General features: G+C 55.2%; 15 protein-coding genes and 1 tRNA gene. 14 read left to right on the top strand and 2 right to left on the bottom strand.

The features are described from left to right. Window positions 1-58: 58 nt before the first annotated feature. Entirely contained in the window at window positions 59-1,507 is a 1,449-nt protein-coding gene (gene proS, locus ATW55_RS05765) for a proline--tRNA ligase (RefSeq protein ID WP_067713898.1), read from the bottom strand. 88 nt (window positions 1,508-1,595) lie between these two features. Then, window positions 1,596-2,183 carry a hypothetical protein gene (locus ATW55_RS05770; RefSeq protein ID WP_067713902.1) on the bottom strand — a complete coding sequence of 196 codons (588 nt, stop codon included), beginning with the start codon at window positions 2,181-2,183 and terminating at the stop codon, window positions 1,596-1,598. Between the two features lie 101 nt (window positions 2,184-2,284). On the opposite strand from ATW55_RS05770, the gene ATW55_RS05775 reads away from it, so the two are divergent. The 14 genes from ATW55_RS05775 to pcrA all read left to right on the top strand — a co-directional run bounded on the left by ATW55_RS05775 (window position 2,285) and on the right by pcrA (window position 13,008). Continuing rightward, window positions 2,285-2,494, top strand: coding sequence for a helix-turn-helix domain-containing protein (locus tag ATW55_RS05775; protein WP_235587020.1), 210 nt, complete (start codon window positions 2,285-2,287; stop codon window positions 2,492-2,494). A gap of 103 nt (window positions 2,495-2,597) precedes the next feature. Then, entirely contained in the window at window positions 2,598-3,041 is a 444-nt protein-coding gene (locus ATW55_RS05780) for a Fur family transcriptional regulator (RefSeq protein ID WP_067713906.1), read from the top strand. 18 nt (window positions 3,042-3,059) lie between these two features. Then, window positions 3,060-3,350 (top strand): YerC/YecD family TrpR-related protein, encoded by a 291-nt coding sequence (locus ATW55_RS05785; RefSeq protein WP_067713910.1) that lies wholly within the window; start codon window positions 3,060-3,062, stop codon window positions 3,348-3,350. 5 nt (window positions 3,351-3,355) lie between these two features. Beyond that, window positions 3,356-4,057, top strand: coding sequence for a heptaprenylglyceryl phosphate synthase (locus ATW55_RS05790; RefSeq protein WP_067713913.1), 702 nt, complete (start codon window positions 3,356-3,358; stop codon window positions 4,055-4,057). Window positions 4,058-4,198: 141 nt separating this feature from the next. Further along, entirely contained in the window at window positions 4,199-4,969 is a 771-nt protein-coding gene (locus ATW55_RS05795) for an SIMPL domain-containing protein (RefSeq protein WP_160327170.1), read from the top strand. Between the two features lie 236 nt (window positions 4,970-5,205). After that, on the top strand, window positions 5,206-5,853 hold the full coding sequence (locus ATW55_RS05800) for an alpha/beta family hydrolase (protein WP_067713920.1): 648 nt from the start codon (window positions 5,206-5,208) through the stop codon (window positions 5,851-5,853). Window positions 5,854-5,855: 2 nt separating this feature from the next. Continuing rightward, the gene (locus ATW55_RS05805; RefSeq protein ID WP_067713924.1) at window positions 5,856-6,470 is read left to right on the top strand and encodes a class I SAM-dependent methyltransferase; all 615 of its coding nucleotides are present in this window, start codon (window positions 5,856-5,858) and stop codon (window positions 6,468-6,470) included. A gap of 15 nt (window positions 6,471-6,485) precedes the next feature. Next, window positions 6,486-7,028 (top strand): GNAT family N-acetyltransferase, encoded by a 543-nt coding sequence (locus tag ATW55_RS05810; protein ID WP_067713932.1) that lies wholly within the window; start codon window positions 6,486-6,488, stop codon window positions 7,026-7,028. A gap of 66 nt (window positions 7,029-7,094) precedes the next feature. Next, window positions 7,095-8,390 (top strand): MFS transporter, encoded by a 1,296-nt coding sequence (locus tag ATW55_RS05815; RefSeq protein WP_067713937.1) that lies wholly within the window; start codon window positions 7,095-7,097, stop codon window positions 8,388-8,390. Window positions 8,391-8,447: 57 nt separating this feature from the next. After that, window positions 8,448-8,524, top strand: a tRNA-Pro gene (locus ATW55_RS05820). Between the two features lie 95 nt (window positions 8,525-8,619). Then, window positions 8,620-9,141: a 5-(carboxyamino)imidazole ribonucleotide mutase gene (gene purE, locus ATW55_RS05825; protein WP_067713945.1), complete on the top strand. Its 522-nt coding sequence runs from the start codon at window positions 8,620-8,622 to the stop codon at window positions 9,139-9,141. After that, window positions 9,138-10,328: a 5-(carboxyamino)imidazole ribonucleotide synthase gene (locus tag ATW55_RS05830; protein WP_067713953.1), complete on the top strand. Its 1,191-nt coding sequence runs from the start codon at window positions 9,138-9,140 to the stop codon at window positions 10,326-10,328. The genes purE and ATW55_RS05830 overlap by 4 nt, the downstream gene beginning before the upstream one ends. Then, window positions 10,325-10,786, top strand: a complete 462-nt coding sequence (locus tag ATW55_RS05835) for a hypothetical protein (protein ID WP_067713957.1) — start codon at window positions 10,325-10,327, stop codon at window positions 10,784-10,786. Before ATW55_RS05830 ends, ATW55_RS05835 begins: the two co-directional genes overlap by 4 nt. A 5-nt stretch (window positions 10,787-10,791) precedes the next feature. After that, a complete protein-coding gene (pcrA, locus tag ATW55_RS05840; protein WP_067714045.1) occupies window positions 10,792-13,008 on the top strand; it encodes a DNA helicase PcrA in 2,217 nt (738 codons plus the stop codon). The last annotated feature ends 3 nt before the right edge of the window (window positions 13,009-13,011 follow it).

Consider the following 13,011-nt stretch of genomic DNA (forward strand, 5'->3'; position numbering starts at 1 on the left):
GGGCGCACCCGCACTCCCTCGCATCGCGTTTCATACTCTATTTAAGCTGGCCAGATTGTCAGTATGCCCGTCCGAACCACACCGTATGGGTTGCCGGCTTGTGGCAATTCACACAGGTCTTTTGCTTTGCGGGAGGCTCAAACGGAACGTTGCGGCTTGTGGCGCCGGTCTGCTCTTTGACGGCGGCCTCGCAAGCGTCATCGCCACACCATCCGGCCAAAGCGAATCCGCGCGACTCGCGAACGCGCTTGTGGAGTTCTTCCATCGTTTCGACCGGACCGCTGTGCTCTTCGCGAAATGCGCGCGCGCGTTCAAACAAGGAGCGTTGAATCTCGTCGAGCAGGACGGAGACGCGCTCCGTCAACTCGCTGACAGGAACGATCAGCTTCTCTCCCGTGTCGCGGCGTACGACAACGACTTGATCAGCGGCGAGATCGCGCGGCCCGAGTTCAATGCGCAGCGGGATGCCGCGCATCTCATACTCGTTAAACTTCCAGCCAGGACTCACGTCCTCACGGTCATCGATGCCTACGCGGTAACCGACCTTGCGAAGCGTCGCGACAAGCTCGTGCGCGGCAGGCACAACGTGTTCACGCATTTTCGCAGGTCCAATCGGTATTACCATCATCTGCGTTGGTGCGATGCGCGGAGGTAACTGCAGCCCGCGGTCGTCGCCATGCACCATGATGAGCGCTCCGAGAATGCGTGTGCTCATGCCCCACGATGTGGTGTGCGCCAGTTTTCGCTCGTTGTCTTTGTCGAGGAATTCAATTTTGAAACTGCTCGCAAAATTTTGCCCGAGGTTGTGCGACGTGCCAGCTTGAATGGCCTTTCCATCCCGCATCATCGCTTCGATGGAGTAGGTGGCGACAGCGCCGGGGAATTTTTCGGACGGTGTTTTTTGTCCGCGGATGACAGGTACGCTCAAAACTTCCTCCATAAACTCTGTGTAGACATCGAGCATCCGGAGGGTTTCTTCTTGCGCCTCTTCTGCGGTCGCATGCGCGGTGTGCCCCTCTTGCCAGAGAAACTCGCTCGTTCGAATAAATGGTAGTGTCCGCTTTTCCCAGCGCACGACGTTTGCCCACTGGTTGAGCAGCAGCGGAAGATCGCGATATGACTGGATCCACTGACTGTACATGTGCCCGATGATCGTTTCTGATGTGGGGCGAACGGCAAGCCGTTCCTCCAGTTTGTCATCGCCCACCTCCGTGACCCAAGGCAGCTCAGGGTTGAATCCTTCGATATGCTCCTTTTCTCTTTCAAAAAAACTTTCGGGAATGAACAGCGGGAAATAGGCATTGCGATGGCCTGTCGCCTTAAAGCGCTGATCGAGTTCGCGTTGGCATGCCTCCCACAGTTCATAGCCGTCGGGTCGAAAAACGATGCATCCACGCACAGGTGAATAATCCATCAATTGTGATTTTGTAATCACATCAATATACCATTTGGAGAAATCCTCATCTTGCGGGGTGATCTCCTTCACGAATTCCTTATCCTTAGCCATCGTGTCCTCCTGATCGCTGATCTTCACTGTGTGATTGATCACAAAGATTCAGCATGAAGCGGTTTCCAAACAGTATATCAGATTCTGGTTATTTCGCAGAGGAGTTGGCCGTTTGTCGGACTGGGATACGAAAGAGCGCGGCGGGTTGATGGAGCGCGTATTCGAGTTTGATGCGTTCAGGGACGGCGCGCATCGTTTCACTTTGAGAAATCCGTTCAGCTGCCATATGTTCTAAAGCGCGAATGGCGTATGGATTGGACAAGCTGACGATGCAGTAGTAGGTATCCACAAACCTCCCCAAACGTGTGAAAAGGGCGGCCTTGACGGTGCGGTGAAACCCCTTTTTGCGAATGCGTGGGGTCAGGTACGTTCCAAGCAGCACGCTGCGGTCGATTTGCTCATAGAAGCTCGCGCTGACGAGTGCGATAGAGCGATCCGTTTCATCGACGTACGCATACGCTCCTGGCAGATCACGCACGGTGTTTGAAGTGAGGCTCAGTCCAGCGTCAAGCGCTGCGCGCTCATCACAAAACGGCCACTCCAGACGCCGGAAGGCGTCGGGAACGGCTCCCCCATAAAAATCGACACATTGCTTATAGAGATCATGCGCGTCGCGCAATTGAAATGGGCGCAGATGGCGTGATGGATCGTGCGATTTCTTAGTGATTTTTATCAATCCCCGATTGTGTAATCGAATTATTCAATCGTATAATCTTGGTAGAGCACAAGACGCATCAATCCGCCAGGGAGTGGGTTGCGCCGTACAGGAGGTGTCCCTTGAAAAGCGGGCTAGGCGCACGAATGAAGGAACGACGAAAGCAGATCGGTATGTCTGTACAGGAGTTGGCGCTTCGCTCCCGCGTTTCTGTGAGCTATATCTACGCCATCGAAGCGGGATCTCGTGGATCACATATCGATAAATTGACGCGTATCGCACAGGCGCTTGGCATGACCATCGATGAATTGTGGAAGGATTCCCCTTCGTGATGGCTCCCTACGTCTCCCCTTTACACTGTGCACTACCCTTTGTCTCGCATCCATTGCCATCCCGAAAGGGATGGGGGTACAATAGGATCGGGGAGGGCTTCCCATGCAAACAGATATGTACATGACAACATTAAAAGATCGCGGGTATCGCTTGACGGGCAAACGTCGAGAGATCCTCGATTTTTTGTTGCAAAACAATCGCTATGTGACGGCACGCGAATTGATTGACCATCTTCGCGAATCGTACCCGACACTCAGCCTTGAAACGGTATATCGCAATCTAAAGACGCTGCGCGACGAGGGCATCATCGAAGAATCCCGTTTTGATGAACTGGAAGCGCGCTATCGTATGGCTTGTCAAAACGGCCATCACCATCATTATATCTGCGTTATGTGCGGAAAAACCATCATGCTCGATCACTGTCCGATGCCTGCCCTTGGATGTGCGCCTTCAGGGTTCACGGTTTTGCAACATCGCTTTGAGGTGTTGGGCTACTGTTCAGATTGTCAACCGGCGCCTGAATCGTCCCCGGAACAGAAGAACTGAACAGAAGGGGATGGTTTGATGCAACTTGACCGCATACGGGATCGCTCGACGGATCAACTCTTTGAGGCGATCTTGCGCCTGGAAAACCTGGATGAATGCTATCGGTTTTTTGAAGATATCTGCACAGTCGGAGAAGTTCAATCGCTCGCGCAGCGGCTTGAGGTTGCGCGCATGTTGCGCGACGGGCTCACATACAGTCACATCGAGTCGGAGACAGGCGCGAGCACTGCGACGATTAGCCGCGTCAAGCGGTGTTTAAACTATGGATCAGACGGATATCATTTGGTGCTCGATCGCATGAAAGAGTAGGTTTCGTGCGCGATGCGGAGGATGGCATGGATTCATGGGAGAGACTGATTAAGCTTGACCCTGAGCGCGAGCATAAAGAGGCAATGCTCGATCAAGTGTGCAAGGCGCAAGTCGACGCGCTGGTGCTTGGCGGAACCTGGGGGGTGACTGCGCGCAACGCCACAGACTTGGCGCTTGCCCTGCGCGCGCGCAAGGTGCGAAGGCCGATCTGGCAAGAGGTTTCGTCAGAATGCGGCATCGCGTTCGGAGTGGACGGGTATCTCTTTCCGATCGTTTTAAACGCGCTTGACGTTGATGTTCTCACGCGCAACTACGTTCGGTCGCTCCGTTCGTACCGCGCAGTCATACCGTGGAATCGCTGTGAGGCGATCGGATATATCGTGATGAATGACGCGTGCGCTGTCGCGAAACGGTCCCGCGCTGAGATTCCGCGGGATCTTGAAGACGTGCTCGCTTATGCGGCGTATGGTACAAGACTCTGCGGAATGAAAACGCTTTATCTTGAATACAGCGGGAAGTTTGGCGATGCGCGTGTGCCGCAGGAGGTAAAGCGCGCGTTTCCGCATATCCATCTCGTCTATGGCGGCGGGATTGAATCCTTAGAACAACTGAATTGCATGAAGCGTTTTGCAGACACAGTGGTTGTGGGCAATGCGCTCTATGAAAAAGGGTTGTCTTGGTTGAATGCGTCAACATGCACAATGTGATTTATGCAAGATTCTGGACTGTCGCGCGAAACCTTGAGAACGCAGAATCGTCTATAGAAGGAGTGAATAAAAACTCGGCCGGTTCACTCGGCCTAAGGTGCGTTCAAGGATTGAATGATCTTATTTTTGGGGGGATCACGCGTGGCAAAACGCAATTGGATGGTGGGCGGAGCAATCACGGCGGCACTCTTGGTGGGTAGCGTGATAAGTCCATTGGTGCTCGGAGCGCATGCGATGGGGATGGGCAATCCGCTAGCGGGTACGACAACAACGGCGGCACAGGCGCCAAATACGATTACGGTGACAGGCGTTGCCGGCGAGTATTCCACAGACAATGTGGCCACCATAAATTTTAATGCGAATATCACGGATCAAACGGCGCTTGCAGTATCGCGCGACGCAGCGCATGTCGCGGCGCAGATAACGCAGGAATTGCGGCATCTGGGAATCCCGCAAGGGGATATCTCTACGCAGCTTCAAGGGATGAACAATAACGGCGGTATGTCGAATGAGTCGGGCAATTTTAATGTCAATGTGACGGTCGCGTCGGCGAAACTCCTTCCGCAGGTGCTAAACATTTTGTCGTCCCTGCCCGAAGGCTATATCGGCAACGTGTACTCAAACGTTCAATACGCCCCGATGAATCTGCCGACCATTCGTGCACAGCTCTTTGCAAAGGCGCTGGTCGACGCAAAGAGTCAGGCGCAGATCTTGGCGACTGACGTTGGCGCAACCGTCGGACCGGTTGTCAGCGTGACGTCGCTGGCGCCAGTCAATACGAACGTGATGAACGGTCCTGCGCTGCCAAATCAAACGCTTGGCGGCATCAGCACAAACTATGGCTATGGCGGAGTTTCGCAAAACTATGTCAGTTCGCAAGTCACAGTGACGTACCAATTGATTCAGGGGTAAACAGTGCATGTGATATCTTACGCCGAGTGAACGCATATGCGCCCACTCGGCTTTTTCGCGGGGTAAAGATCAAACCGTATGCGGCGCGCGTCACAATCATTTTCGAGAGACATTTATCGCTTGCAAAGCCCGACGATTGCGATTGAAAAGCAGGCGATGGAGTCTATAATAGGGCATACGGGATACATTGTTTTAGGCTATGAAAGATTGCGATTCTTGTTAAGGCGGTGGAGAGAGTGGCGTATGAAAGGCCCACGCGCTTTGGAGCGATTCCGGTGAAACAGCGCTTTCAAAAGCAGCCGGCGAAATCTTCACAGCTTGCTGTGCTATTTCCTGGCAGGGAGTATCCGCTAGATGCTCCGCTCATGTGGTATGCAGCAAAGGCTGCCTTCTCCGCGGGGTATGATGTGCTCGGAATCGAGTACGGGTATCAAGCGAATCGCACGGATTTACGAATGGGTGATTTTGATGTGTTGGTTTCAGAAGCTCTTGACGCAATCGATCAGCTACTAACAGATTCATATCGTGAGGTTACTTTTATAGGGAAGAGTTTGGGGACGATGGTGCAGTCAAGGGTCGCACAGCAAGTTTCCTTTTATGTAGGGAGTCATGTGTTTCTCACGCCGGTAAAACCGATCATTCCTTTTATTCAGGATGCACAGCGTTCGATGGTCGTCGTGGGAGATTGCGATCCCATTTTTGAAGCGACGGATATCGCCCAAATTTTAAATCGGCCGAATGTGGACGTAACCGTCATTCCGGGCGCGAATCACGCGTTAGAAACAGAGGATGCCGGTGCATCGATTCGTATTCTAGGGCAGACGATCACGCTGTGCGAGCGGTTTTTGGCAAATCAAAACAAGGGCAATTCGCTGGAGGAATAGGTTTGGAGTCATCCGTGTGGAAGCGCCGCTTGCAAAAAACATATGACCAATACGCGCAGGAGCGAGACCAAGTCGTCAAAGACGGTTGGAAACTCGCAGAACGGAAAATGTTTCTGTCGCGGTTGCAGCGTGAGAATGCTGTGCAACTGCTGGAGATCGGCGCGGGAACAGGACGCGACAGCGCATTTTTCAAAGAAAATGGATTGCTGGTCACAGCGACCGACCTTTCACGTGAAATGGTTTTGCTCTGCCGTGAGAAGGGACTTTCGGCAGAGCAGATGGACGCGAGTGACCTTCAGTTTTCAGATGGACACTTTGACGGGGTTTGGACGATCAACTGCCTGCTCCACGTGCCAAAAAGGGATTTGCCGGGTGTACTTCAAGAGGTGCGAAGGGTACTTAAACCAGGCGGATCCTTTTATTTTGGCGTGTATGGCGGGATGGATTTTGAGGGCGTCTGGGAGGCGGATCGCTATGATCCAAAGCGCTTTTTCTCATTCCATACGGATGAGGCCATCAAGGAAACAGTCCGTCGCTTCTTTACGTTGGAATCGTTTAGAACCATTGATTATGGGAATGAAATCTTGCATTTTCAGGCGATGGTTTTAAGGTGCTGAGAGGGGAATGGGATCATGTTCAGCTACAGCGTCAACGCGGATACGCAAATGAGGTTGTTGGAAGTAAGAGATGCGGATCCGCTCTTTGCCCTGTTAGACCAGTCACGCAGTTATCTTCGGGAGTGGCTGCCTTTTGTGGATGGGACGCGCACGGCTAAGGACACACAAGATTTCATCCAGGGTGGGTTGCAGCAATATGCGTCAAACAACGGCTTTGAACTGGGGATATGGTATCGCGGGGAACTCGCGGGAGTTCTCGGTCTCCACTACATCCATTGGCCGAATCGACTGACGAGTATTGGGTATTGGATGGGTGAAAGGTTTCAAGGCAGAGCCATCATGACAAACGCTTGCCGTGCGCTCACGGACATTCTTTTCAAGGAGTACGGATTGAACCGCGTGGAGATACGGGTCGCTTCCCAGAATCTAAAAAGCAGGGCCATTCCTGAGCGGTTGGGATTTCAAAATGAAGGATGCAGGCGACAGGCTGAATGGTTGTATGATCACTACGTCGATCACGTGATCTACGGCATGCTTGCGCAGGATTGGAAGGTTTGAATTGGTGCGGCGCGTCATTTTGCCGCATCGCTGCAATGCCGCATTTATGGAATGTGAAATGAGGAAATGAGCATCGAATCGTTAAACCCCGCACCATCAGCCCGCGACGAGACAACGCTCGACGGCGCAACGCGTCACACCTCGGGGCTGCTAAGCCCTGTCCGCCAATCCCGCAATTTTACTGCGCTGTGGCTCGGCCAAACGCTGTCCCAGTTTGGCGATTCGGTACTCTGGGTCACACTTCCTTTGACTGTGTTTCACACGTCGAGTTCCACGATGAAGCTCGGGATCATCATGGGTCTGTTCATGCTGCCTCAAGTCGCGCTGTTGCCGTTTACCGGCATCCTCGCCGACCGTATCTCGCGTAGGCGGGCCATGCTTGCCACAGATGTCATTCGCTTTTTGCTTGTGATCGCGCTCGCGCTTCTTTATGTGGCGCGGATGACGGATACGCGCATCCTTGGTGTCTTTGTGCTTGTGTACGGAGCCATGGAGGCGGTGTTTAATCCGGCCTACTCGGGCGCGCGCCAACAGGTTTTCACAGCAGAGATCCGCAGTGCAGCCATCTCGCTCACACAGATCAGCATCCAGTCGGCGCGGCTGCTCGGCCCGGCGCTTGGCGGTGCGCTGGTTGGAATAGCAACGCCTGCCGCCGGTTTCTTGCTCGACGCGCTGATGCTGTTTGCGTCGATTGTCAGCTTGCTTTTTCTGCGCATTCCTCCTCCGCGGAAAGAAGCGTCATCACATCAGGGGATGCGCGGATACTTTCACGAACTGCTCGGCGGTTACCATGAACTCCGAAAGCATCCGTGGCTGTGGATCACGATCGTGGCATTCGCTTTTTTAAGCATCGCGAGCGCAGGTCTTGCCACCATTCTCGTTCCGTGGCTTGTCAAGGTTCATCTGCACCTCTCGGATTTTACGTATGGACTCGTGAGCAGCGCATCGGGCGTTGGCGCCATCGCCGCGGCGTTTGTCTATAGCCGGAGACGACAGTGGAGGCGTCGAGCTTATCTTGCGTACGGAGGGCTCGCCGCCAATGCACTGGCGCTTTTTGGGCTGACCTTCGCGCATGCGACATGGGTGCTCGTGGCGGTCATGGCCGTGGCGAGTGCGGGTTCGATGATGTTTGGCGTGGTGTGGGAGGGGAGCATGCAAGAGTTGGTGGCTCCTGAGGCATACGGACGCGCCGCAAGCCTTGATTATTTCGGTTCGTGGGTGCTTCTTCCAGTCGGTAATGTCCTGATTGGGTGGCTCGCCTCGCGTGTGGGCGGGATTCACACGGTCTGGGCCGCATCTCTTTTTATGTTGATCATCACGGTCATCACCATGTCCGTTCCGGCTGTCCGTCGATTCAATTAGAATTCACCCACTCATTTGACGCCCCACTTTTTAAGGTGGTATAGTAGTCAACGTCGACGGAATGTAGCTCAGGTTGGTAGAGCGCACGGTTCGGGACCGTGAGGCCGCAGGTTCGAATCCTGTCATTCCGACCATTGTGCATGGCCCGCTCAGTAAACAGCTTCTTTGTTTACAGAAGCGGGCTTCTTCCTATTTTCAACCCACATAAATTCAATTGGAGAGATGAACGATGCGTGAATCGCTGCAGAACAGGCCTCCTAGCGTCGGCGTCATTATGGGGAGCGCGTCTGATTTTGAGACGATGGATCATGCCATTCAGATTCTGAAGTCGTTTGGCGTCGCGTATGAAACGGAGATCGTATCAGCGCATCGCACGCCCGACAAGCTCTTTTCCTATGCAAAGACGGCGCGTGAGCGCGGATTGCGCGTCATTATCGCGGGCGCGGGTGGCGCGGCGCACCTTCCTGGAATGACTGCCGCCATGACGACGCTTCCGGTTATCGGGGTGCCTGTGCAGTCAAAGGCGCTCCAGGGACTCGACAGCCTCCTCTCCATCGTGCAGATGCCAGGCGGCGTCCCTGTGGCGACGGTGGCGATCGGGGCAGCGGGCGCGAAGAATGCGGGTCTGCTTGCCGTGTCGATCCTTGCGCTACAAGAGGATGAACTCGCGACAAAACTTGAGGCGTACCGCGAAACTCAGCGAGATACGGTGCTTGCGACGTCACTTCCAGAGGGAGGGGTGGAGTCTTGAAAAAGGGTGAGAAGCCGTTTGTTCTAGGTCTGCTTGGAGACGGTCAACTCGCACAGATGACTGCGCTCGCCGCGCGTTCGCTCGGAATGAAAACGCACGTTTTTGCGTCGAGTCGCGAGAATCCGGCCGCGTTCGTGGCAGACGAGGTGACGCTTGGCGATCTCGCAGATGAGAAGGCGCTCGTGGCGTTTGCAAAAAGTGTGGACGCGCTCACCTACGACACAGAGAATCTGCCTTATGAGACGATTTGCCAAGCGGCCGCGCACGCCCCTGCCTATCCCGATCCGAACGTGCTTCACATCGCGCAGCATCGCATCCGTGAGCGCACGTTTCTCTCCTCACTCGGCGTTCCGATCCCGAATGTCGCGTATGTCACATCGGAAGAACAATGCCAGCACGCCGCGCATTCATTCACATTTCCGGGTGTGCTCAAAACGGCTGCGTTTGGCTATGACGGCAAAGGGCAGCGCGTCGTACGCGAGGCGGGTGCGTTGCGCACCGCGTGGCGCGACCTTGGCGAACAGCCATGCGTGCTCGAAGCGTTCGTCGATTTTGAGCGTGAGATGTCCGTTATTGTCGCCCGCGCGCAAACAGGTGAGATGCAGACCTTCGGCGTGATCGACAATGAGCACCGCAATCATATTCTGCACGCCTCTGTCTCGCCTTCGTCGCTTCCTTCTTCTGTAAAGCAGGAGGCGCAGCGTATCGCGCAAACGATCGCCGCATCCCTTGACCTTGTGGGCCTGCTCGCCGTCGAGATGTTCGCCACAACGGACGGTCGTGTTCTTGTGAATGAACTCGCGCCGCGTCCGCACAACTCGGGGCATGTCACTCAGCGGGCCAATGCGCTCAGCCAGTTTCACAAACTGTGTCTCGCCGCGAGTGGACAGGCACTCGGGGAGATCGACGCGCGCCCCGGGGTGATGATCAATCTGCTTGGCGATCTCTTTCCAAAAGGAACAAAACCCGTGTACCGCCATGTCGGCTTTCTTGAACCGCCGCTCACAGTGGCGTCGGGTGCGACAATCAGCACCTATTTTTACGGCAAGAAAGAGGCGCGCAATGGACGCAAGATGGGCCATCTCATCGCGGTGGCCGACACGGTCGAGAAAGCGTACGAGGCGGCTGCGCACGCGTATCAAATGTACGTTCACGCGGCGACTGCGGCAGGCGGTGTCCGCGTGTGAGCGAGGATGAGGCGCGGTTGATTATGCAAGCTTCGCTTACCGACGAGGTGATGCGCGCTGAGCGTTTGCGCGTAGTTCGCGCGGTTCACCGCCAGGCCGTCGCGCTGCTCACTGCACTTGGACTGCCCGATCTCCTACAAGACGGGCGGCTGTCCGAGCAACTGGCGCGCTATGAGACGGCGCACCACATCCCTGGAGACCATTTGTGGCAAGCGATGCAGTTTTTCTTTCGCGTGGCGCGCGAAGGGGGCGACGCGCGCGATCAGACGCTGATTCCTCACTATGCGAGCATTGTGCGCCAGACCTTGTTTGCGCCAGCCTATCGGCGTGAGCCGCAAATTCCTGACGGCTTTTGGGAGACGCCGCTTGGACTTGCCGTGCGCTTTGTGGAGCAGGGCGTGACAGCCTGTGAAGACACGCTGCAAAAACTCGCGAGAGAAGGAGAATCATCATCATGAGCGCGATGCAACCAGAACCGCAGGATCTGCTTGCCGGTCTGAACCCAGAGCAGGTGCAAGCGGTCGTTCATAAAGATGGACCGCTTCTCGTCATCGCCGGCGCGGGAAGCGGCAAGACAAGCGTCCTCACGCGTCGCGTCGCCTATCTGATCGAGCATGGGGATGTGCTGCCGTGGGGCATCCTCGCCATCACGTTTACCAACAAAGCGGCGCGCGAGATGAAATCGCGAATGGAGACGCTGATTGGCTTGCGCGCAAACGACATCTGGGTATCGACGTTTCACGCGATGTGTGTGCGCATCCTGCGCCGGGAGATTGAGAAGCTTGGGTACACGTCATCGTTCACGATCCTTGACGCGACAGACCAACTCTCAGCCGTGAAGCGTTGCGTATCCGATCTCAACATCGACACCAAGAAGTTTGAACCGCGCAGTCTGCTCGCGGCGATCAGCGGCTACAAAAATGCGCGCATCTCACCAGGAACTGCAACGGAAAAGGCTGCCACGCTTTTTGAGCAGATGGCGGCGAAGGTTTATACGCTCTATCAGCGGCGCCTTAAAGAGCAGAACGCGCTTGATTTTGACGATTTAATTGAAAAGACCGTGGAACTCTTCACTGAACACGACGATGTGCTCGCTTTTTATCAGCGCAAATTTCAATATATTTTGGTTGATGAATATCAGGATACAAACCGCAGTCAATATGAACTGGTTACGCTCCTTGCCAAACGCCACCGCAACCTCTGTGTCGTCGGCGACGCGGATCAGTCGATCTACGCGTGGCGCGGTGCGGATATTTCCAACATTCTTTCGTTTGAGAAGGATTATCCTGACGCAGTCGTGGTCAAACTTGAACAGAACTATCGCTCCACACAGTCGATCCTCGATGCGGCGAACGCTGTGATTAAAAACAACCGCAACCGTCCGGAGAAGCGTTTGTGGACGGCGAATAAAGGCGGTTCGCGGGTGCGGGTGCACATGGCGATGGATGAGCGCGAAGAGGCGCGCTACCTTGTCGAAGAGGCGCAGCGCCTGCACGATGAGCGAGACGTCCCTTATTCCGAGATGGCGGTGCTCTATCGCACGAATGCGCAGTCGCGCGTCGTGGAAGAATTGTGCCTGCAGGCGGGCATCCCATACCGGGTCGTTGGCGGCACGCGATTCTATGAGCGAAAAGAGATCAAAGACGTGGTCGCGTACCTTCGTTTGATCGCCAATCCGCGGGATGACATCGCGTTTTCCCGGATCATCAACGAACCGCGGCGCGGTATCGGAGATGGGACGCTCGGCAAGCTGATGGCCTATGCGGCGCAACACGGCGTTTCGCTAATCGACGCGATTCACGCGGGGGAAGCGACGGGGCTCAGTCTGCGCTTTCGCGAGGCGCTCGCGGGATTCGCGACGTTGATTGAAACGCTGCACACGATGTCGCAGTATCTCAGCGTGACGGAACTGACGGAAGAACTCTATGCGATGAGCGGGTATCGCAGGGCACTCTTGGAGGAAAAAACGATTGAGAGCCAGTCGCGCGTCGAAAACCTCGAAGAGTTTCTCTCGCTGACCCAAGAGTTTGACTTGACCCATGAGATGGGGTCGCTTGTCGATTTTCTCACGGAGAATGCGCTTGAGACGGATCTGGATCGCGCGCGCAGCGATGAGGACGCGGGTGTCACCCTGATGACTCTGCACAGTGCGAAGGGGCTTGAGTTTTCGGTGGTCTTTCTCATCGGAATGGAAGAGGGTATCTTCCCGCACAGTCGTGCGATCGACGATGAAAGCGAGATGGCCGAGGAGCGAAGGCTCTGCTATGTGGGCATTACGCGCGCAAAGCAGGAGTTGACGCTCTCGTGCGCCTACTCGCGGATGTTATTCGGGCAGACGCGCGCGAACATGCCGTCGCGGTTTTTAAAGGAGATTCCGCAGGAACTCGTCGAGTCCATCGGCTATACACGTCGTGCGGTTGCCGCGGCACCTGAGCGAATGCGCCGTGAGCCAAGTCCGGGGATCACGGTTGTGAACCATGTGCCACAAGGGTTTGGCGGTGATGTGGCGGCGAACTGGCAAGTAGGCGATGGTGTTTTGCACCGCAAGTGGGGCGTCGGCACCGTGACGGAGCTTGCAGGATCCGGGGATGATCTTGAGATCACCGTGTCGTTTGAACCGCCGATCGGATCGCGCAAGTTGATGGTGCGGTTTGCGCCGATCAAGCGAGTGGAGGGATAGGAA

Origin of the sequence: Ferroacidibacillus organovorans, assembly GCF_001516615.1 — a bacterium.
Taxonomy (GTDB): domain Bacteria; phylum Bacillota; class Bacilli; order Alicyclobacillales; family SLC66; genus Ferroacidibacillus; species Ferroacidibacillus ferrooxidans_B.